The organism is Roseimicrobium sp. ORNL1, from assembly GCF_011044495.1.
Classification (GTDB): domain Bacteria; phylum Verrucomicrobiota; class Verrucomicrobiia; order Verrucomicrobiales; family Verrucomicrobiaceae; genus Roseimicrobium.
Genome location: NZ_CP049143.1, coordinates 6,927,972 through 6,948,417, shown reverse-complemented (window position 1 = coordinate 6,948,417; position 20,446 = coordinate 6,927,972). Strand labels below are relative to the sequence as shown.

Here is a 20,446-nt window from a genome sequence, read left to right as displayed (position 1 = left end):
CGGAGGTGTATTCGCAGATCGCCCGAACGATTTCAGACTTCCCAATGTTCCAGCCTTCTGCCGACCAGGCCTTCCAGCCGTTCGCGCATGCCTGTGAAGTGGTTCTCCAGGACGGAGCGAGTTTCTTCCCGCAGGGTGGAGGGGGCGGCCGCTTGATTTTGCGGTTCGGTGCTCACCTGAACTGAGGGATCCACCTCCAGAAAGCGGAATATCTCGGCCTGCCAGCGCACGGGATCGGACCGCCATTCACCGAGCGTCAGGACGAGAAACTGCTCGCGTGGAAAGTGCTCCAGGTAGTTGCACAATTGCACATCATACATCGAGGTGCGGCAGTACATGTAGTTCCAGAAATACTGGGGGCAGCGTGCCCGGAAGCCAGGGTCCGCGAAGCGATGGTCCTCCTCCGCGAGCGCCAGTTCGAACGTGGGCAGGAATTCGTCCCCGGCCCGTCTCATGTGCTGGTACAGCGAGTGGGCTCGGTGCACTGGATTCCGCACGATGAGCAGGAACTTCGCGTCTGGAAAGAGCTGGCGCAGCACGGGCGCTGTCTCCGGGCTGCTGAAGTACACATGCGAGGCCTCGCCGTAGCGCTTCTTCCCCGCCTGTTCCGGGAAGAGGTTGCAGTACTCGATCGGATTCCTGACCACCTGAAATCCAGTGGAGAAGAAGCTGGGTTCCTTGACTGCGGAAAGATGGATCTCCGGGTGCTGCTTCAGCGCGTAGTAGAGGCTCGTGGTGCCGCACTTCGCAGCGCCAAGGATGAAGAAATTCGGTGCGGCGAGTTTGGGAAACGATGTCCCTGGAGGGGGCGTGCCGGTGTCAGCCGACTCCTTGATGCCCGGCTCGGGTGCAGGTGGTGCTGGCGGCTTTGTGCCTGTATCCCCTACGGGTAACGACACGGTGGCTGCCAGTTCGCGTTTCTCCAACTCAGAGGAGGTGAACACCACTTTCACTTCCAGAGGGGTGGCCTTCGCCTTTGCGACCGAATCCGGCAGCCTCAGCAGGCCGTGGAAACCCACTTGTGCAGAAGGACACCGGGAACCGAAGAACTCGGAAACATCGACGCGCGAGAAGCCATAGGGAATGAATCCGAGAGGTACGCCATTCCCGAACACCTGCACGACCACGATATGACCCCGCTCGGCAAAGGCCCATCCTCCGATCTCCACCTGGGACCTGTCTTCGGTCCATTTTCCGGCGGCAATGTCGAGGTGGGCTTCTATCATGGGTACGGTGGTACTGAGCAGGCGAGACGGTCGGGTTCCGGGAGAAAAGCAGAGGCCCACGTGCTGGTCAAACTTAGTGTCCACCTGTCACTATTCCTCAGCCTGTCATCGCATTCCCCGGAAGAGGCGGGGTCGTTTCACAAAAATTTCTAGAGAAACAGTCGGTGCTTTCGTATTCACCTCGAAATGCATTTTTTCACAGAGGGAAATCCTGCACTCAACTTTGACTCAAAAAAGGTTGCTTCACCATGTTTAAACCTTCCTCACTAATGGTGGCTTTGGTTCTGGGCGGTTCGGTCGTCTGTGACAAGTCGTCCGAAGCGCACCCAAACGGTAATTCGGTGGCCGAGCCTAACGCTCCCAAACAGGAATCAGTGGAATCGTCGCAGGCGCAACATTCCAATCAGATCAAGTCGAACGAGCAGCCGCTTCCGCCAATTGCTGAACTGAGTCCCAAAGTGAAGGGCGGGAGGAAAGGCACTCCGGACCAAGGTGCGGTTCTTGCCATGTACCAGCTTCTCAAGCAATGGTCACCTGTGGGCAAGCAAGTGGATGAAGTCAAGGCCATGTTGGGTGAGCCGAGTGAGGTAAACAACGCTCGACTTCTCTATCGGTTTGATGACGGGGACCAGGCATATGAATGGACGTTCACCATTGGAAATGGCGTCGTTACCTCACTAACTCATGAGCTGATCGAATGACTGTCCTGCCTGGTTGCAGGGCGCTGGGAAGTTCATTGGATTACCCAATCATCAAGGTCATCCATGTGTTCAGGGCTTCCTTTTTTGGGAAGTTCTCCAAAACTGGCACGCCGGAGCCGCTTCCCCGTACGATTCTGAAGCTTTGTGATTGAGCGCCCGGGTTTCCGGGGTTCTTTCTACCGCCACAGGTCGACCGACTGACCCCTCCTGCTTGTCTTTCTAGTTTTCTGTTTCCGTCATGACGCTGTTTCACCTCACCCGTCTCCACACTGCGGCCAAGGTCGCGGCGTTTTTTGTCATCACCCTGTGCCTGGAGGCTGGGTTGCATGCGCAGTGGCCGGGACAGGGGCAATCACAGGAGAGGGGGGAGTATGTCCTGGTGAGCGGGGGGCCGGCGCTGCGGAGGTGGGAGGACTTGAGGGCACCGGGGACGCAACATGACCGGTGGTGGGGGAATTTCATCCGCCCGGCGCGCATGCGCATCCAGGAGATTCAGGCAAAAGACCCGAATGCCGTGATCACGTGGCTGGTTTACCGCAAGGCCTTCGTCTCGCGCAGCGGGGAGGACAATCGGAGCCTGACGGAGCTGGTGGAGAGTGTGCGGGACAAGTACAAGGTGCGCCTGCTGTGGTTCGACAACAACACGCAGCTCATCAATTACATCAACAACGGGCAGAACCGCAACCGCCTGCCGATCGCGAACTTCGAGTTCTTCGGCCACAGCAACAAGTTCTGCTTCATGTTCGACTACAGCAGCGACATCTACGGCGCCTCCTCAGCCTGGCTGCACGAGAAGGACCTGCCGCGCATCCATCGCGGTGCCTTCACGAGGGATGCCTTTTGCAAAAGCTGGGGCTGCCACACCGGGGAGAGCATGAGCAAGGCCTGGAAGAAGGCCACTGGCGTGTCCCTGTGGGGTGCGGTGGGCAAGACGGACTACTCAGACCCGGGCGGTGGCGTGCACCTCTCCCCTGGCGGACGCTGGACGCGATAGGCTGACCCGTCCCTCTGCTGCGCAGCATGCCCCCGAGTCCTGTTGAGGTCGCTTCTCCGGTATTCCGTGCGTTCAGCACGGCGCACCTCGCCGCGCTGGCGGCGGTGTTTGTGGTGGGGGCACTCATGGTCTGGGCGGCGCGCACCCGCCGGCGGCACCTGCAGCGAACCTTGGAGACGACCATGGCCGTGCTTTTGTTGATTCAGTGGCCGCTCAGCTACTGGGTCGCGTACAACATGGGGTTCCTCACGGCGGAGAATGCGTACCCGTGTCACCTGTGCGACATGGGCGCGTTCCTGGCTATCATCGCGCTTTTCACCCACCGGAGACCGGTGTTTGAGCTGGTGTACTTCTGGGGACTGGCCGGCACGCTGCAGGGACTCATCACCCCTGCGCTCACGCAGGACTGGCCGCATCCGCGGTATTTTCTCTTCTTCGTGAATCACGGGGGCGTGGTCATCGCCGCCTTGTACGGGGTGCTGGGGCTGGGCTTCATCCCCCGAGCTCATGCGAAGTGGCGGGCGTGGTTTTTCATCCTACTGTATGCCGTGGTGGTGGGCATCTTCGACTGGGCCGTGGGGGCGAACTACGGCTTCCTCTGCCGCAAGCCGCCCACCGCGAGTCTGTTCGACGCGCTCGGACCTTGGCCGTGGTACATCGGCGTGACCTCGCTGCTGGCGCTGGTCTTCTTCATTTTGCTCGATCTTCCCTTCATTCGGTTGCGACGCCGCGGGTGATTTAGCTTTGCAACACCGGCATCCCCGTGTTTGATGGGCAAAATCTAGCCCACACGATGCCCGAAGACGAAAAGCGGAAGTTCAAACGCGTTCTATTGAAACTCAGTGGTGAGGCCCTCCGGGAAGTGGGGAGCCATGATAATATTTCTCCACCCATTGTGGAAAACATTGCGCACCAGATCAAGGCGGCGCACCAAAACGGACTCGAAATCGCCCTGGTGGTGGGCGGTGGAAACTTCTGGCGTGGCGTCACGGCGAGCAGCCGCGGCATGGAGCGCGCCACGGCGGACTACATGGGCATGCTGGCCACGGTAATGAATTCGCTGGCCGTGCAGTCCATGCTGGAGGCGCTGGATGTGCCCACGCGGGTGCAGAGCGCCATCAAGATGGACGGCGTGGCAGAGCCCTTTATTCGCCGCCGGGCCATGCGCCACTTGGAGCTGGGCCGTGTGGTCATCTTTGCCGCCGGCACGGGGAATCCCTTCTTCTCCACGGACACCACCGCCGCCCTGCGCGCCAGTGAGATTGCCGCGGACGTGGTGCTGAAGGCCACGAAGGTGGACGGCATCTACGACAGCGACCCGAAGAAGAATCCCGATGCGGTCCGCTTTGAGCGCCTGACCTTCCAGGAGGCGCTGGTCCGCCAGCTCAAGGTCATGGACGCCACGGCGTTCAGCCTGTGCCAGGAGAACAACATGCCCATTGTGGTCTTCTCCATGAACGAGCCGGATACCATCCGGCAGGCGCTCATTGGCGAGCCCATCGGCACCATCGTCACTGCGTAAGCGTCCCAAAAAAGACTGCAAGACACAGTCCTGGAGCGTGCCACATTGTTTGCCCGCCGAGGGTACCCACCTGTCGACGGCCTGCCCTGCGATTCGCTTTACTTTCCTCCCTGTTTCAAACCAACCACACGTCCCTGCACCGCCATGTCCGCCAATGTTACCATCCAGTCCGCTGAAGACGCCATGACCAAGGCCGTCGAGCACGCCATCCATGAGTTCGCCGCCGTGCGCACCGGGAAGGCCTCACCCATGCTCGTGGAAAATGTCGACGTGCTGGTGCAGAGCTATGGCAGCCACATGAAGCTGAAGCAGCTCGCGATGATTTCCACCCCGGAAGCGCGGCTGATTCGCATTGAGCCCTTTGACCCGGGCACGATCAAGGACATCGAGCGCGCCATCAACGAGTCCAAGCTGGGGCTCAACCCTGCCGTGGAAGGCAAGGTCATCCGCCTGCCCGTGCCGGAGCTCTCCACCGAGCGCCGCCAGCAGCTCGTGAAGACCATCAAGCAGATGGGCGAGGAAGCCCGCGTGCGTGTGCGCTCCGCCCGCCGCGACGCCCTGGAAACCCTGAAGAAGCAGGAGAAGGACGGCGAGATCACGGAAGACGACCTCCGCCGCGGTGAGAAGGAAGTGCAGAACATCACCGACAAGAAAATTGGCGAAATCGACCAGCACCTGACCTCGAAGGAGAAGGAGCTGATGACGGTGTAGTTTCTCAGGAAGGGGGCAGCTGGAGCCGGAGGCCTTGGACTGCGGCAGCCTGCTGCCGCTTTCCCTAAGTGCAGCCTGCTGCACGAAACACAGCGACGAAGTCGCCTAGCTGTTCTCTGAGTATGTGACGTTACGGGCAAGCATTGCCATCGCCACAGCAGGCTGCGGACTCTTCAAAGCGGCAGCAGGCTGCCGCAGTCCAGGGCCTTCGGCTCCGGCTGCGACTCTTAAGATGGGTGATAGAGCTGTCTGAAACTTCGAATGCAATCAACCATGCTCCCCGCCGACTACCTCGACTTCACCCACACGGCGCATCGCGCTTTGTTTCCTGATGATCAGCCGGTGTGGAGTGCATTGGCGCGCATCGCGAGCTATCTGCAGACGGAGCTGAAGCCCGCCATCCTTGGAGAGGTCTCTCCCAAGGCCACCATCGGCGAGCACGTCTTCATTGATGAAGGTGCGGTGGTCGAACCAGGCGCAGTGATCAAAGGTCCCGCGTGGATTGGGCGCGGATGTCAGGTGCGCAGTGGGGCGTATATCCGCGAGAACGTCATCGCCGGTGCGAACTGCGTGTTGGGGAACTCGTGTGAATTCAAGAACTGCGTCCTCTTCGACAACTGCGAGGTGCCGCACTTCAACTACGTGGGAGATGCCATCCTCGGCTACAAGGCCCACCTCGGCGCAGGTGTGATTCTTTCCAATGTGCGCCTGGATCGCGGCGAAGTGATTGTCATGCATCATGGCAAGCGCATCGCGACTGGCTTGAAGAAGTTTAGCGCCATCATCGGCGACCATGCCGAGATTGGTTGTAACAGCGTGGTGAACCCCGGCTCCCTGGTGGGCAGGAAGAGCATCATCTACCCGCTCACCAGTGTGAATGGCGTCATCCCGGCGAACTCCTTCGTGAAGCTGCGGCAGACGCAGCAGGTAGTGGAGCGGAGGTAGGGAAGCTGATTAGCGACCAAGTGGCAGCAGCTTGAGGACTTTGACGTGGCGGTCGTTGTGATCTGCCCAATAGTGAATGGCCCAGTTCCCACAGACATTGACGTCCACCCGCATGGAATGTTCTGCGGGCTGGCTATAGTCTGAGTAGTTGGCGGGAAAGTCCTGGATGGCCCGGAATCTCGTGAGCAGCAGCTTTCGTTGGGCAACCGGCAGTTGTTGCAGAGCCTCAATAACTTCCAAGTCTACCAGCAGCCGCAACTTCATGAGTCCTGCTCAGGAAGAAGCAGCTTTTCTGCATCATCAAGGCTCATCCAGTTCGCTGGATCGTTGTCTTCAATTTTCCGCGCCAACTCGCTCTTTAGCCGCTCTTCCTCCGCAGCGGGGCGATTGAGCGAAATGAGATAGCCCACCAACTCTCTACGCTGGTCTTGCGGCAGTTGTGCCAGTTCGGCTTTGAGCGCGGTGATGCTCATCTAGAACAAGATTACTTTTCAGTGTCGGCTGTGTCAAATGCAGCATTTGTCACCACTTGATGATACGCTTCAAAGGGGCACAAGTTCTTCACACCTTTTCCCTTGTCGCCTCTTTCGTCTTCATGGCAGCATCGTTGCCGCTATGCAAAAACTCTCCCCCCGCTTCCTGCATTGCCTTGTGTTGTGCCTTGTCAGTGCCTGTGTGCTGCCGCCAGCCACGGCTCCTGCGCAGAGTTCCAAGCTAGTGCCTCCGGCTGAGAAGGCTGAGACCGGCGATTGGATCCTCAAGTCGTATCGTTATCCGGCGCCGCCGCTCCTCGAGGGCTTTGACACGATTGAACGTGGCAAGCTGGTAGCGCCGCCGATGCCCTCGCGCGAAGCAGGCCCGGATCAAATCATCGATTTCCTGAAGCGCAGCCATGAGGTGGTGAACCAGCATTTTAGAATGGAGTCCGTGCTCCTGCCCAGGGGCTCAGTGGCGGTGTACGATGTCGAGAACCAGACGCTGGCGATCCGGACAACGAAGGCCGTGCACCAACGCATTGAGGGGCTGGCGGAGTCATACATGAACGCGCTTCCCGCATATCTCGCATTCAGCGTCCGGATGCTGGAGGCGGATGGCAAGACGGTGCGGGAGATGCTGAATGAATGCTCCACCAGGGCGGATCATCAAGCCGCGCTCGCCCGGTTGGAGGGGCTGGTGGCTCAAGGTCAGGCGAAACACCTTGGCATCCTGCGCGCAGATACGCGGAGCGGGCAGCGATTGACGATGACCAATGCGACGGACTTCCGCTACCTGTCCGGACAAACGGTGGATGGCAGGGACTTGGCCGCTACCACGCAGGAAACGCGGGCCGTGGGGACCGTATTGGAGATTGATTCGGTCATTGCCCCGGACGGATTCACGATTGATGCCTACGTTTCATTGGAGCATCACCCTGCGCCGCCCACCATGAAGTGGGTGGTCAGCGGCCAGCGCGGTGCGCGAGCCATCGAATCGCCTGTACCGGATTTTCATGTGGCGAAGGTCACCACCTCGGTCACGCTCCTCAGTGGTATGACGAAACTGCTGGCCGTGTGGAATGCTGTGGATGCCGCAGGAGCGCAGCCTGCGGACCGTCTTCAGGTGGCCTTCTTGAAAGGTGACGTGGTGACGATCATGCCGGCGCCGGATGAGCGGCTGGAGCGCCTCCTTTCCGCCCATGGAGAGAAGGTTGAGCCCACCCCCAAAACCCTCCCGCCAGACACGACGGATGTACCGCCTGGCATGGAGCTCCGGAGCTTTCGTGTCCCGCCGTCTTTCCTTACCGTGACCGGGGAGCCTCCCGTGCCGACCGAGCCCATCGATTTTCAATCACCCCGGTGGCAGGACCCGCGACCCACGGCCCTGGAAGTTCTCAAGGCACAAGGGGTTTCCTTTCCGGCAGGCTCGTATGCGAAGTTCAATTTTTCGACCAGCGAACTGGTGGTGTGCAATACTTTGGACAACCTTGCGCTGGTCGAGGCCTACACGAGTGCCTTGATGAGGACGAATGTGAGGGTGCTCGTGGTGACGGTGCATGTGGTGCAGGCAGATGGGGCCGTCCTGAGAAAAGTGGAGTCTGAAACTTCGAATCGCGCGGAGCACACTGCTGCATGGAACTTGCTGGAGAGTGAAATCGCCTCGGGTCGCGCGAAGGTCTTGCGTAGTTCCACTCTGGAGACACGCAGCGGCCAGCGCTGCACGTTTCAGGATGTCACCGAGTGTATCTATGCAGAAGGCTCGGAATACGCCAAGACGTCTGGCGAGGCGGGTGCTGGAGTCGGTGAAAAGTCTGGGGCGGTGCAGAACGTCACTATCGCCACCGGTGGCTCCATGCCGCTCGTCACAAGTTTCAATATGCGGCCGGTGGGATTCGATTTGGACCTGGATCCGGTCATCGGCCCGGACGGCATCACGGTGGATCTCAATCTCACCCTCGGCTACGACCATACCCCACCCACCACGCGCCGTGAGCCCCTGGTGGCGGACGACAAGGTGTTCCGATTCCAACCGCCCGGTCTTGAGTTCCACCGGACCAAACTCTCTACCGCCTTCACCATGCACGAAGGGCAGCGGCGTCTGCTGGGCATCTGGAAACCCACCGGCCTGCCAGAATTCGAGAACACCGATGTGATGCAGGCCGCCTTCATGAAGGTGGACATCGTCAAGCTGGAGTATGAAGGGAAGAAGGGTGACTGAGGCCCCAACGGATAGGTGATGTGCTTCTGGGCTTCGCAGTGAACTCGATTGATGGCACTGTTCAGGAATACCACTGCAATGAGTGACGAACTTGTCGATGCGGCCAACTTTACAAATGCCGAAAAAGAGGCCGTGCTCCGGATGGTTGGCGGTGCAGTTGCCGCATTGCAAGAGATGCTACTCGGAGGAGTCGACTCAATTGCTCTCATTATCAATGATCATGAGGGAAGCGAGCAATTCACCACCGAGATATGGATCAACGAGGTGGATGTTGTGAACGAGGTTGTCGGAACAGGAGTGCGCTTGGCCCAGGCCCGCTGGTTGTATCAGCATTGGCGACCTGAAGCAGTACAAGGAGAAGTGTTGTCTGCGGGGGAAAGTCCAACACACGACCGGGGGCGCTACTACTCCATGGCGGTCGAAGCTGCCCGTCAGATTCGAAAACGTGTTCCAGAAATCGAAGGCGCTGTCATTCTGGTCGACAATAACCACGACTACGATGCGCTAGTCGTGGACGCTATCACTGCCGCCAATCCCGATGGACAAGCCGCAGAGTGGTTGGCACATCCCCCTCCAGACTGCTAGTCCGCCAAGGTCGTTCAATAGCGGATGGAGGCTCAGCGCCGGCGCCGGGCTGCCCCGCAACTCATGTCTCTTGGAAAGGGACGAATGTTTCGCTGAGTCACTCCATGACGGCTGCTTTAGGCCTCCAGCCTCAAGCCAGTGCCAACTCCGGCTGGTTCACCCGCGAAGTGATTCCATATCCCGGACCTTGTTTCATCTGTCTGCGCGCGGTGTGCCTATCGCGTACCCGCACCTCATCCCACCAATGCATGCTGAAGATGGCCGCAGCCTCGGCGCCATTCTCCGGCCAAACTCGGACCGAAGCCCCCTCTCCGGGCGCGCGCTCAACGACATGTATGGGTGGGCTCATAAAGTGTTCTTGTGAACACTTTATCAGGCGGATGTCAAGTGCGATTGGGTGGCGCATACCTCGTCAAGGAGCGGCTGCTTTAGCTGCCGTGGCCTCGCGCTTCGAGCGCGAGAAGTGGGCTACTAAAGTCGCCCCTCCTTGGGAGGTGTCAGCCATACTCTCGTCGTGTGCTTTTGTTTTTCCATGCTTGACTGAACTCGTGCAAAACAGCACTGACAGTCCATGCACCCCGAGGAGTTGAAGTTCTTCAACCCATTCGATCGCGTTGAGAAAACCTGCAATCGGCTGCCTCATTGGGAGCAGGCCGGAGCGTCCTATTTCATCACTTTCCGCCTGGCGGATGCCGTGCCGGAGACCTTGCGCCGGGAGTGGGAGCGTGAGCGCAGCGCCTGGTTGATTGGTCATCCCAAGCCATGGGATACGGACACGGAGAGGGAGTATCATCTCCGCTTCAGCCTGCGTATGGACAAGTGGCTCGATGCTGGCCATGGAGCACGTCACTTGCGGCGGCGAGAGTGCCGCGATGAGGTGCAGTCGTGCCTGGAGGGAGAGGACACACAGGACGCTTGCCATCAACACGCTTGGGTCATCAGGCCCAATCACGTGCATGTACTCATGACGTTGGGGCAGGAGACGGCCATTTCATTGTCTGCAGTACTGCAATCATGGAAAGGTGCTTCATCGCGGGGGATCAATCGACGGCTCGGTCGGAGAGGGCGGCTTTGGCAGAAGGACTATTTCGACCGGCTCATCCGTGATGGCGATCACTTCGCAAGTTGTGTGCGCTACATACGGGCGAAACCCACGAAAGCACGACTCAAGGAAAGTGAATTCACTCACTACGAGAGCGAACTGGCGCATTTGTTTGCTGAAAGGCGGTGAGCTTTCCAAGGAGCGGCTGCTTTAGCTGCCGTGAGCTCGCGCTTCGAGCGCGAGAAGCGGGCGACTAAAGTCGTCCCTCCTTGAGGTTTACTCTCGCTTTCGCACGCTGGGTTTTGCTCGCCCCTCACTCCAACTCCAGCCCAAAGAACAGCCTCAGCCACGGCTCCACGTCTTCGAACTCGACGGCTTTGCCGGTGGAGATGAGGAAGGACTTCATGTTCTCGGTAAACCCTTCGCCGGCGAAGACGACGATGCCGGGGATGGGCCAGGCGGCGATGTCTTGAATGACGGAGGGAATTTTTTCCTCGGCGGTGCCTTCCACACCCTGGAACTTGCATTCGATGCCCAGGGTCTTGCGCGTGACGGGGTCGGTGAGGACAACATCGATGCGGCGGCGGGCGCCCCAGATGCGGCGGGCGACGACGACCTGCTCGCGCGCTTGCAGGCCGAGCTTCACGGCCAGATCCATGCACAGCTTCACAAGCTGCGCTCCATTGACGACTGCCGTCTTACGCCCAGCCATGTTGATTCAAAGAAGGATGAGGATGGGAATGATGGGGTGTAGGAGAAGATGATGCCGACGCGGACAGCGCATGGCTCACACGTTTCACCGCGAGCGTGGCGTGGTCGCGTTCCATCTCGGTGCCCACGAAGCGTCGACCCGTGCGCAGCGCCGCGACACCCGTGGTGCCGCTGCCCATGAAGGGGTCATAGACCAGTGCGCCTTCCTTGGTGGAGGAGAGGATGCAGCGCTCCACCAGCGTGAGCGGCTTCTGTGTGGGGTGCCTGCCGTGCTGTTTCTCGTCCTTGCCCGGCGCGGGGAAGCGCCACACGGACTTCATCTGCTTGCCGGTCACGGCCTTCATGGCGGCGTAGTTGAAGGTGTGCTTGCTCTTCGCGGACTTCGCGGCCCAGAGCACGGTCTCCGTGGCGTGGGTGAAGTAGCGGCAGGAGAGGTTGGGCGGGGGATTGGGCTTCTCCCAAGTGATGTCGTTGAGAATCTTGAACCCAAGCTGCTGCATGGCGTAGCCCACGGAAAAGATGACATGGTGCGTGCCGCTGACCCAGATAGTGCCGTCGGGTTTGAGCGCCTTCTGGCACCATTCCAGCCAGGCGAGGTTGAACTCGTGGTTCAGTTCTGCACCCCGGGACTTGTCCCAGTCGCCCTTGTCCACCTTCACCATGCGGCCGTTCTTGCAGGTCATGCCGCCGTTGGAGAGGAAGTAGGGCGGGTCGGCGAAGATGGTGTCGAACACGCCATTTGGGTGCAGGTCCACCGCCGCCTCCATGAGCGCTAGGCAGTCCCCTTGGTAGAGCCACGCGCCGTGTTGAGTGTCCTCGTGGATGAGCCGAGGCGCATCCGTGGGTCCCACGCTGGCGACGATGGGCGCCGCCTTCACCAGCCACTCCGGCCGCAGCACCGGATCAGTGGCCCCAGCGGACTTTGGTTTTTTGCTGGGGGCATTTCGGCGGGACGACATTCCCTGTTCAATCGAATACGCTGGGGTAAGGTCAAGTACGATTCGAGAGTTCACGCGGAAGATACGGATCAATCGGCTGGCGAAGAACTGAGGGAATGGCCGCAAAAGAACGCAAAGGGCGCAAAAGGATGAGGACGGAAGGGGTGGTATGCGCCGAGGACGATTCTGGTTAACCGCAAAGGGGCAGAGAGGCAAAGGATGCAGAGGAGGGAAGGGGTTTGGGGGCCAAGGTGTGCGTCACGGGGTGGCGTAGTTGCGTTTCGAAGCAGAGGAGGCAGAGACGCACAGGTGAAGCGTTTCGCTCTGACTGAATGAGGTAGCCGCCAAAAAACGCAAAAGGCTCAAATGGGTTAGGGGGATAGCTGGAGAGGTCCGCAAGCATCCCTCCGCCCCTTTGCGGCTAGCCGGAAGCCGCTCCTCACGCACCGCCCCCTTTCAGCCGCATCCCTTTTTGTGTTCTCTGCGTTCTTTTGCGGCCATTCCCTGAAGCTCTCTCAACTTCGCTTGTGAAATTTTTCACAAATTGATCTTGCCGCACGCCCTGCCGCGGGCACTTTCCCTTTCAGCCCTCCTATTCCGCCGAACTCATGGCCACCACCGTCCGCGAACTTGAAGCTCCCGATGCCGCCGCGAAATCCGCGCTGCACGAAGAGGCGGTGTCAGACATGATTGGCGAGAAGCTGGTGCTGAACATGGGCCCCTCTCACCCGGCCACCCACGGCGTGCTCCGCCTGGTGCTGGAACTCGACGGTGAAATCATCACCAAGGCAGACCCGGATGTCGGGTACCTGCACCGTGGGGATGAGAAAATCGCCGAGAACATGCATTACAACCAGTTCGTGCCCTACACGGACCGGTTGGACTACCTCGCCCCCCTCGCCAACAACGTGGCCTACGCCATGACCGTGGAAAAGCTCATGGGCTGGGAACTCCCCGCCCGTGGCAAGGCCATCCGCGTCATCTGCTGCGAAATGGCCCGCATCTCCTCCCACCTGCTCGGGGTGGGGGTGTTTGCCATGGACGTGGGTGCCATGTCGGCGTTCCTGTACACCTTCACGGAGCGCGAAAAGCTCTACAATCTCAGCGAGCAGCTCACCGGAGCCCGCTTCACCACCAGCTACACCCGTGTCGGCGGCCAGACCCGCGACATGAATGAGGCCTTCATCACCGGCCTGAAGAAGTTCCTGGGTGAGATTCTTCCCGTCATCGATGAGCTGGAAGCCCTGCTCTCGAAGAACAGCATTTTCCTCGGCCGTACCCAGGGCCTCGGCGTCATCACGAAGGAAGATGCCATCACCTGGGGCATCACCGGTCCGAACGCGCGTGGCAGCGGTGTCGACTTCGACATTCGCAAAGCCAACCCGTACCTCGACTACGACAAGTACGACTTCGACATCCCCATCGGCACCACGGGGGACAGCTACGACCGCTACCTCGTCCGGATGGAAGAGATGCGCCAGAGCGTCCGCATCCTGAATCAGGTCCTCGCCGACCTGCCCGGTGGCCCCATCAACGTGGGCGACCCCAAGGGCATGCTGCCGAAGAAGGAAGGCGTGCTCATGAAGATGGAGGAGCTCATCCACCACTTCATCGTCGCCACCCAAGGCTTGGATGCCCCCGCCGGCGAAGTGTACTTCGGCGCGGAGAACCCCAAGGGCGAACTCGGTTTCTATCTTTGCAGCAAGGGCGGCGGCGTCCCGTACCGCCTGAAGATTCGCAGCCCCTCCTTCATCAACCTGAGCATCCTGCCCAAGATTCTCCCCGGCCACATGCTGAGCGACGTCCCTGCCATCCTCGGCAGCTTCGACTTCGTGATGGGCGAGTGCGACCGGTAGGGCTTGATGCAAGAGCATCACAAGGAGCGGCTGCCCCGCTTGGCGGGAGTACCGTTATCTTGCGCCTCAGGCGCGAGGAAGCGGGCGACTGAAGTCGCCCCTCCTTGGAGGGCGTTGGCTTGCCACACTGGCATTTGTCAGTTACTTTGCGTCCATGATCTCTTGGGCCGAAGTCTGTGAAAGTCCTCATCTCAAGGACTTGCCCTACAAGATTGAAACCAATCGGTACGGCAAGATTCTTATGAGTCCCACTTATCTGTGGCACGGGAACTATCAATTCGAAATCGGTTCCCTGCTCAAGAAGCTTCTTCCGCAGGGACGTGTGATCACAGAATGCGCCGTGGAAACGACGGATGGCACTCGAGTGGCGGACGTGGCATGGATTTCCAAGGACCGCTTTGCGCCGCACAAGAAGGCTTACAGCCTGCCGATTGCTCCGGAGATTTGTGTCGAAATCCTTTCTAACTCCAACACCAAGGAGGAGATGCAGGGCAAGATGCAGCTCTACTTCTCTGCCGGAGCCCAGGAAGTGTGGCTGTGTGACGAGAGCGGTAAGATGGAGTTCTTCCGGTTCGATGCGACTGGGGCCATTCCCCAGTCTTTCTTGTGTGGAGATTTCCCTGGGAAATTGGATTTGGAATAGCCAACTTTTTTGAGGAGGGAAGGGCGAAGCCCCTTCGACTACCGCCCAGAGCCTGGAAACCCGCTGGGCTGACGGGAGCGGTTGTTGAGCGCGGTTGAGTGGCGGACCGCGGTCGTTGCCTTCCATTGCCGTGTCTCACGAGCTCGCTGCAAATTTGGAGTGCTGGAGCAAGCTCCAGCACTCCAAGTTGCTGACCCGTGTGCAACGCGCGGTGAACGTATCTCCCACAGCTCCGCGCCGCCTGCGCCCACGGAAATTAGGAGGCTGGCGCAGCGGCCCCCTACCAGTTTCGGGGGACGCATTGCGAATCACCAGAGGCACGCCGCGCCTTCTTTCCGACGAGACGGCCTCGCAACGCACGAGGATAGATTGCCTCCCTACGACGCCAGCATTGGTCTCGGCAGGTTCAGGCGTGGGGCGGTCTTGCGAAGGCTGGCGCCACCTTGGATGACGACGAGAGGTCGCTCTTTTCCGGTTTCCATTTCTTGAGCAAGGTCCGCCACGCCCTGCAGGATGCGGGTGGGTCGGTACACATAGGCGGACACTTCCTCCAAGGTCGTTGAGCCGGTCAGCACCAGATAGGACATGAGACCACTCTCATTCGCTCCGCGGATGTCGGTTTCCATCGTGTCGCCGATCATCACCACCTGATCCACATTACGGCAGGCCTGGCGCAGCAGGCGGGCGCGGGCGCATTGGAACATGAAGCCATTAGGCTTGCCGAGGTAGTAGGCGGGGCGCCCCGTGCTCGCTTCCAGGAAGGAGGCGGTCGAGCCGGCGCCGGGTCGCGAGGTGCCTCCGGCCATGGGGCACCAGTTGTCGGGATTGGTCGCCACCAGCAGGGCGCCGTTCTCGATGAACTGGTGCGCCTTGGCCAATCGCTCCATGGAGGGATTGCCTTCACCCACCACCACATAATCAGGCTTGATGGCATCGTTGGGGATGCCCTGCGCATTCATGGCAGCCGCCAGGCCCTCATCGCCCAGCAGGTAGGCGGTGCAGCCGGTGTGGTTTTGCGCCAGGAAGTCCGCCGTGTTCATCGCGGACGTGTAGAACTGCTTCGGTGAGATGCCCGGCAGACCCAGGTGCTTCATCTTCACCGCGAGATCCTCCGCCGTGGGAGCGGAGTTGTTCGTGAGGAACAGGAAGGGAATACCTTGCCTTTGCATCTGTTCCACAAATTCACCGGCACCGGGCAATAGGTCTTTGCCGCGGTACATCACGCCATCCATATCGATTAAGTAGCCTCGTCTCATTTCTTCGTAGGGGGGTTAAAGAAAGTTCGAGGGTGAATTAGCATCCGCCATGCCACTGCTCTAAAATGGCATGATACCATTGGCTCATGATCTCCCGCTTCTGTGCGGAGTCTAATCCAAGGTTCATCCCGCGATGGGCGTGGCTGGGCGAGCACGCCCATCGTTCTGATATTCTATTTCCTAGTCTTCGTATTTCCGCGCCTTCACCTCCAGCGTCGCCCCGGCCTTCACCTCAATGATGTGAAGATCCTCCGGCTTCATGTCCTCGGGATTATGGTTCATTCGCCTCGCCCACAGGTAGTGCTTCCCGGGGCGCACAAACGGCAGGCTGAACTTCCCTTCCTTGTCCGTCACCGTCTCAGGATCGTAGTACCGGTTCTCGTTCCGGTCCACGGGGTTCGTACGCACGCGCTGTCCGGCCACAGGCCTGCCCTCCTTGTCGAGCACCACGCCTGTGACCACACCCGGACGCGTGAGGTGGATGTCCACGTTCTCCAGCACCTCGCCGGGCTTCGTACGCACGGGTGGCAGTACTCCGTTGGCCCACGTCCTCCACTCCTGATATTTCCCATCATGAGCCACCAGGTTGTATTGCGCCGCGTTGCTCGCGGGCAGGCGCAGTTCATACCGGCCCTCCGCATCTGTCTTCGCGGAGAACCTTGTGTCACCCGTCAATGAATTGTCCGTGCCGGTATGTGCCGGGTCCACCGTGGCGCCGGCCACTGGTTTGCCATCCGGATCCAGCACCCGGCCTCGCACGATCACCGCGCGCTCCATGAAGATCTTCACGGGTTTTCCCGCAGTCTCTGCGTTCACTTTGAAAGTGAGATCGTCAAAGTTCCGCTGCCATTTGGTCTTCTTGTTGTCCTCCGGTTCAAACCGTTGCCAGGATTTTACCGCCTCTTCACTCCACCACCGCGCATAGCCCGGATGCTTCGGGTAGAACTCACAGTTGCCCGCAAACACGCCGCTCACCGTGACCCTGCCATGGCCATTCCCCTTCCAGCGTTTGTCCATGTGGAAGTAGAGGATGGCCAGTTCCGCATCCCGCACAGGTTCGCCCGTTTGAGCATCCACCATATCCGCCTCCAGCTTCACTGCAGGGTCTCCCTGGAAGTCCATTTTCTTGTGTTCGCCCTTGGCCACCCACACCTCCCCGTGCTCACAAGTGCCCAGCGCATTGCCGAATACGGTGACCGTGTAGTAGTCCCCTTCCACGAACATGCGATACCGTCCCGCGTCATCTGTCGTTGCCTCACGATAAGGCATGCTGTGGCACCACCCCTGGCCCACGTACTGGCCGCATTTCCTGTCCTGTTCCATGCGGACCACGACACCCTTCACCGGCACTCCGGTGGTATCCTTCACCACACCTTCCACCAGCGTATCCCCGGTCATGGTGATGAATCCATACTCGCCGGTCGGCTGCGTGAGTGTCACCGGACTGCAACCCTTTGCATGGATGCGCACCAGGTCCGTGGTCTTCCTCCCTTTTGCTCCAGGAATGCGATAGCGGAAGCGGCCCTGCTCATCCGTCGGCATCCACTTCTCATCGTCCACCCCATACGAGAGCACATGGGCTTTTGCGATGGGCTTGCCATTCACATCCAGCACCACGCCGGCGAATTCATCGGGCGCCACCTTTTCCGCCTTGATGTCCGGATTGGGAGACTCGGTTGGCGCTGCCTGTTCCACATAGCGATGCTCCCGCGGCGGTCCCGAGTTCACTTGTCCTCGGGGGACCGGAGGCTTGGGAAGCGTGGTGGTCCCCTTCTTCACCAGGGAGACGGTAGTCGCGGCGTTTTCTCCAGCTTTAAGAGCCACGTTCTTGAAGCGGTACCAGTGCCCGGTGCCTTCGACTTCGGTGGGCGGCAGTTCCCAGACTTCCGAGGATGCCATGACTGACAGTGAAGACTCCGGCAGGTTCTTGAAGAGCACCTCACCCTTCGCATTGGTCGGTTGCGTGAGGTGCGCAAACATGTCCTCCGACCAGGGATCCTCCACCAGCCGGCGCTGTTCCTCGCAGGACACGGATGCCATTTTCCTCCCCACCCATTCCCCGGTGTACCCGTAAACCGTGTTCATCATCCCAAAGCTCGTATTGGGGCAGACCATCATCTTGATGCCCTCTGCACTACTCCCGTCTGGGACCTTCACCGAGACAGCGAGCGTGGCAGTGGGCCGCATCATCAGAGTGAGCTTTTCGCCCAGGCTGCCTGCTTCCACCTTGGTTGCGACCTGCTGACCGGTGGGCGGCTCCGCAGGGCTCGTGGAAAAGTATCCTTCGCACACCGCCGCCACATACGCGTCGTCTTCCGGCGGGCAGTCGGCAATGGTAAAGGATCCATCCTCAGCCACCCGTGTGGTGGACTGCCACACCAGGCTGTATTCCTGCCCCATGCTGGTGGGCGCGAAGTACGCGTGAATGCTGCCGCCCCGCACCGGTCGCGGCACGGTGGCATCCAGCGTGCCCTTCAGCACCTTTGCCGGCAGCAGCTTGAGATCCAGCTGCTTCTCTTCGCCGCGCTTTAGCGTGGCCATGTGCAGCTTGCTGAACCATGTCTGGCCGGTGGCCTTGTCATGCCATACCGCGCGCAGCCGCACGACTCCGGGTGCCAGCTCACTGCAGATCTGCGATCCATCCGGCTCGTTCTGCCATCGAGTGATGTCGAACCGGGTGCCTTGTACGACCAGAAAACGGGGCACCACTTTCCCATCCTCCGGCAGGAGGGCGCGCACGCGCAGCGTGGCCGCTTGCTCAAGCTGGATGGGAGCGGGCTCCTCCTTCACAGGGACTTCCGTGAACCGCGACTCTTTTCCGTTCGCGAACACGTGGAAACTGAGGCGGTCGACGTGCTCGCCACCTTCCAACTGCGTGGGATACTTGAGGGCCGCTCTGCCATCCTTCCCTGTATTGAAGCTGAGGGGAATGCCTTCGCGCCTGGCCCATCCATAGCCGGACACCGGACTCTCTACCACACGCAGGCCTGACATCTTCACTGTCGCGCCCGCCAGCGGTTCCTTTTTGCCATCGAGCACCGTCACGATGAGTTCAGCAGTCGGAAGGGGAGCCGCTTTTCCGTCGTTCGCATTCCTCTCCTCCGCACCCGGCACGGTCAGCGCCAGAAACGAAAGTACTCCCAGGATGCACGCGGAGGCAAACATCCAGCGCTTCGGCAGCGAGCCCCACTTCGCCAGCGCGCGAATGCGGTGCGTGAGATCCGCTTTGGATTCCGCCATGGCCGCAATGCCCGGCAGTGGCCATGCGCGTCCAGGATTCTCTAGCACACGCAGCAGGGTGTCCGCATAATCCCGGCCCTGCTTCAGCGAGAGGCGCTGTAGCACCCATTCATCACAGCAGCGCTCTGCGGCGGCGCGTACCCGGCGGGCTGCATACCACGCGAAGGGATTGAACCAGTGCAGCGACTGCAGCACCGTCACCCCGGCATGCAGCCAGAGATCCCGCCGCCGCAGGTGGCCCAGCTCATGCGCCAGCACATGCCGCAGTTGTTCCACGGAGAAAGACTCCGCCACCTGCGCAGGCAGCAGGATGCGAGGCCGCCACAGGCCCGCCAGCACCGGTGCGGCGAGTGCAGGGCACAGCATGACCTCGGGTCGTTTGCGAATTTGAAGCTCGGCACACAGTTCATGGAAAACCTGCGTCACCTTCGCGGGCACAGGCTCAGACGCGCGACGCCAGCGGCGCACCGTGTACCATGAGGAGACCCACACCACACCCAGCATCCCCACAGCCACCGCGATCCAGATGACCGCCAGAATCTCCATCCAGTGCCAGACCACGGGCTGTACAGGAGTAGCGGCAGTTGGAGTCGCCATCATTGGCGTAGCAGCAGGATTGGGCAGGCGTTGTGCCTCCAGATCCGGGCGTGGCCGCTGGGGTGCCTCCGCCATCGATTTTGCAGGGACCTCTTCCAGGGTGGAGATGTACTGCGCCACGGCGTGGGCAGTGGGCTTCGGCGGCGAGATGCCCTGCGGCACCTCCGGCAGCACCGGTAGGGCCAGACGGGCAAATACCACCAGCCACAGGGCATGGCACCAGCGGGGCGAGAGACGCGCATTGGCCAGCCACACGATTGCCTGCACCACGAGTACCAGCGCGGCAGCGGCGATAGAGGCGCTGAGCACGGCCGGCAGGGCAGCCCCGGCGTAAGTGAGTATCAGGTTCATCAGGAGCCCTCCTTTTCATCGAGAAGTTTCCGAAGGTCCGCGATCTCCTCCGGCGTGAGATCCGAGCGGTTCACGAGATGGGCGAGCATCGGTGCGGCTGCCCCGCGGAAGATGCGCTGCAGAAAGCTCTCTGACTCCGCCGCCACATAGTCCTCTCGCGCATTCGTGGGGGCGTATAGATACCGGTTGCCCTGCTGCCGGTGCGTGACCGCCCCCTTTTTTACCAGTCGTGCCAGGAGCGTCTTCACGGTCTGGATGGCCATCGGTTTCTTTTGCGTGCGGTTCACCCTCTCTGCCACGTCCAGTGCCGTGAGGGGGGAGTCATCCCACAGCGTTTCCATCACGCTCCACTCGGCTTGTGACACCGTCGATTTTTGTCGATTTCCAGCCATACGATTGCGTTTGTAGCCAAAACGAAAACAATTGTAAACGAT

General features: G+C 60.2%; 19 protein-coding genes. 11 read left to right on the top strand and 8 right to left on the bottom strand.

All coding sequences use genetic code 11. The annotated features are described in order from the left end of the window. Nucleotides 1-32: 32 nt before the first annotated feature. Nucleotides 33-1,226 carry a sulfotransferase domain-containing protein gene (locus tag G5S37_RS27930; protein ID WP_165208884.1) on the bottom strand — a complete coding sequence of 398 codons (1,194 nt, stop codon included), beginning with the start codon at nt 1,224-1,226 and terminating at the stop codon, nt 33-35. Between the two features lie 248 nt (nt 1,227-1,474). Here G5S37_RS27930 and G5S37_RS27925 point away from each other — a divergent pair, with 248 nt between their 5' ends. The 6 genes from G5S37_RS27925 to G5S37_RS27900 all read left to right on the top strand — a co-directional run bounded on the left by G5S37_RS27925 (nt 1,475) and on the right by G5S37_RS27900 (nt 6,099). Beyond that, nucleotides 1,475-1,927, top strand: coding sequence for a hypothetical protein (locus tag G5S37_RS27925; protein ID WP_165208881.1), 453 nt, complete (start codon nt 1,475-1,477; stop codon nt 1,925-1,927). A gap of 238 nt (nt 1,928-2,165) precedes the next feature. Continuing rightward, a complete protein-coding gene (locus G5S37_RS27920; protein WP_206026181.1) occupies nt 2,166-2,921 on the top strand; it encodes a hypothetical protein in 756 nt (251 codons plus the stop codon). Nucleotides 2,922-2,947: 26 nt separating this feature from the next. Next, complete coding sequence (locus G5S37_RS27915) at nt 2,948-3,658, top strand: TIGR02206 family membrane protein (protein WP_165208879.1); 711 nt, start codon at nt 2,948-2,950, stop codon at nt 3,656-3,658. A 56-nt stretch (nt 3,659-3,714) separates the two neighbouring features. Then, nucleotides 3,715-4,443, top strand: coding sequence for a UMP kinase (gene pyrH / locus G5S37_RS27910; RefSeq protein WP_165208876.1), 729 nt, complete (start codon nt 3,715-3,717; stop codon nt 4,441-4,443). A 144-nt stretch (nt 4,444-4,587) separates the two neighbouring features. Continuing rightward, entirely contained in the window at nt 4,588-5,154 is a 567-nt protein-coding gene (gene frr / locus G5S37_RS27905; RefSeq protein ID WP_165208875.1) for a ribosome recycling factor, read from the top strand. 273 nt (nt 5,155-5,427) lie between these two features. Next, a complete protein-coding gene (locus G5S37_RS27900) occupies nt 5,428-6,099 on the top strand; it encodes a UDP-N-acetylglucosamine diphosphorylase (protein ID WP_165208874.1) in 672 nt (223 codons plus the stop codon). Nucleotides 6,100-6,108: 9 nt separating this feature from the next. Here G5S37_RS27900 and G5S37_RS27895 read toward each other — a convergent pair whose 3' ends face one another. After that, the gene (locus tag G5S37_RS27895) at nt 6,109-6,363 is read right to left on the bottom strand and encodes a hypothetical protein (RefSeq protein WP_165208873.1); all 255 of its coding nucleotides are present in this window, start codon (nt 6,361-6,363) and stop codon (nt 6,109-6,111) included. Beyond that, nucleotides 6,360-6,572, bottom strand: coding sequence for a hypothetical protein (locus G5S37_RS27890; protein ID WP_165208872.1), 213 nt, complete (start codon nt 6,570-6,572; stop codon nt 6,360-6,362). Before G5S37_RS27890 ends, G5S37_RS27895 begins: the two co-directional genes overlap by 4 nt. A gap of 142 nt (nt 6,573-6,714) precedes the next feature. Here G5S37_RS27890 and G5S37_RS27885 point away from each other — a divergent pair, with 142 nt between their 5' ends. From G5S37_RS27885 to G5S37_RS27875, 3 genes are all read left to right on the top strand, one after another. After that, entirely contained in the window at nt 6,715-8,793 is a 2,079-nt protein-coding gene (locus G5S37_RS27885) for a hypothetical protein (RefSeq protein ID WP_165208871.1), read from the top strand. A gap of 78 nt (nt 8,794-8,871) precedes the next feature. Next, nucleotides 8,872-9,378 (top strand): hypothetical protein, encoded by a 507-nt coding sequence (locus tag G5S37_RS27880; protein ID WP_165208870.1) that lies wholly within the window; start codon nt 8,872-8,874, stop codon nt 9,376-9,378. A gap of 571 nt (nt 9,379-9,949) precedes the next feature. Then, on the top strand, nt 9,950-10,609 hold the full coding sequence (locus tag G5S37_RS27875) for a transposase (protein ID WP_165208869.1): 660 nt from the start codon (nt 9,950-9,952) through the stop codon (nt 10,607-10,609). Between the two features lie 124 nt (nt 10,610-10,733). Here G5S37_RS27875 and G5S37_RS27870 read toward each other — a convergent pair whose 3' ends face one another. Together G5S37_RS27870 and G5S37_RS27865 are read right to left on the bottom strand one after the other, a co-directional pair. Then, entirely contained in the window at nt 10,734-11,132 is a 399-nt protein-coding gene (locus G5S37_RS27870; protein WP_165208868.1) for a PD-(D/E)XK nuclease superfamily protein, read from the bottom strand. Next, nucleotides 11,119-12,090: a site-specific DNA-methyltransferase gene (locus G5S37_RS27865; protein ID WP_206026180.1), complete on the bottom strand. Its 972-nt coding sequence runs from the start codon at nt 12,088-12,090 to the stop codon at nt 11,119-11,121. Before G5S37_RS27865 ends, G5S37_RS27870 begins: the two co-directional genes overlap by 14 nt. 587 nt (nt 12,091-12,677) lie before the next feature. Between G5S37_RS27865 and nuoD the strand changes: the two genes are divergently transcribed. After that, the gene (gene nuoD / locus G5S37_RS27860; RefSeq protein ID WP_165208866.1) at nt 12,678-13,925 is read left to right on the top strand and encodes an NADH dehydrogenase (quinone) subunit D; all 1,248 of its coding nucleotides are present in this window, start codon (nt 12,678-12,680) and stop codon (nt 13,923-13,925) included. A gap of 154 nt (nt 13,926-14,079) precedes the next feature. Then, nucleotides 14,080-14,568: a Uma2 family endonuclease gene (locus G5S37_RS27855; protein ID WP_165208864.1), complete on the top strand. Its 489-nt coding sequence runs from the start codon at nt 14,080-14,082 to the stop codon at nt 14,566-14,568. A 377-nt stretch (nt 14,569-14,945) separates the two neighbouring features. On the opposite strand, the gene G5S37_RS27850 is transcribed toward G5S37_RS27855, so the two are convergent. The 3 genes from G5S37_RS27850 to G5S37_RS27840 form a co-directional block, all read right to left on the bottom strand. After that, complete coding sequence (locus tag G5S37_RS27850; protein WP_165208862.1) at nt 14,946-15,824, bottom strand: HAD-IIA family hydrolase; 879 nt, start codon at nt 15,822-15,824, stop codon at nt 14,946-14,948. 180 nt (nt 15,825-16,004) lie between these two features. Then, entirely contained in the window at nt 16,005-20,012 is a 4,008-nt protein-coding gene (locus G5S37_RS27845) for a M56 family metallopeptidase (protein ID WP_165208860.1), read from the bottom strand. Continuing rightward, a complete protein-coding gene (locus G5S37_RS27840; protein WP_165208858.1) occupies nt 20,012-20,404 on the bottom strand; it encodes a BlaI/MecI/CopY family transcriptional regulator in 393 nt (130 codons plus the stop codon). The genes G5S37_RS27845 and G5S37_RS27840 overlap by 1 nt, the downstream gene beginning before the upstream one ends. Nucleotides 20,405-20,446 lie beyond the last annotated feature (42 nt).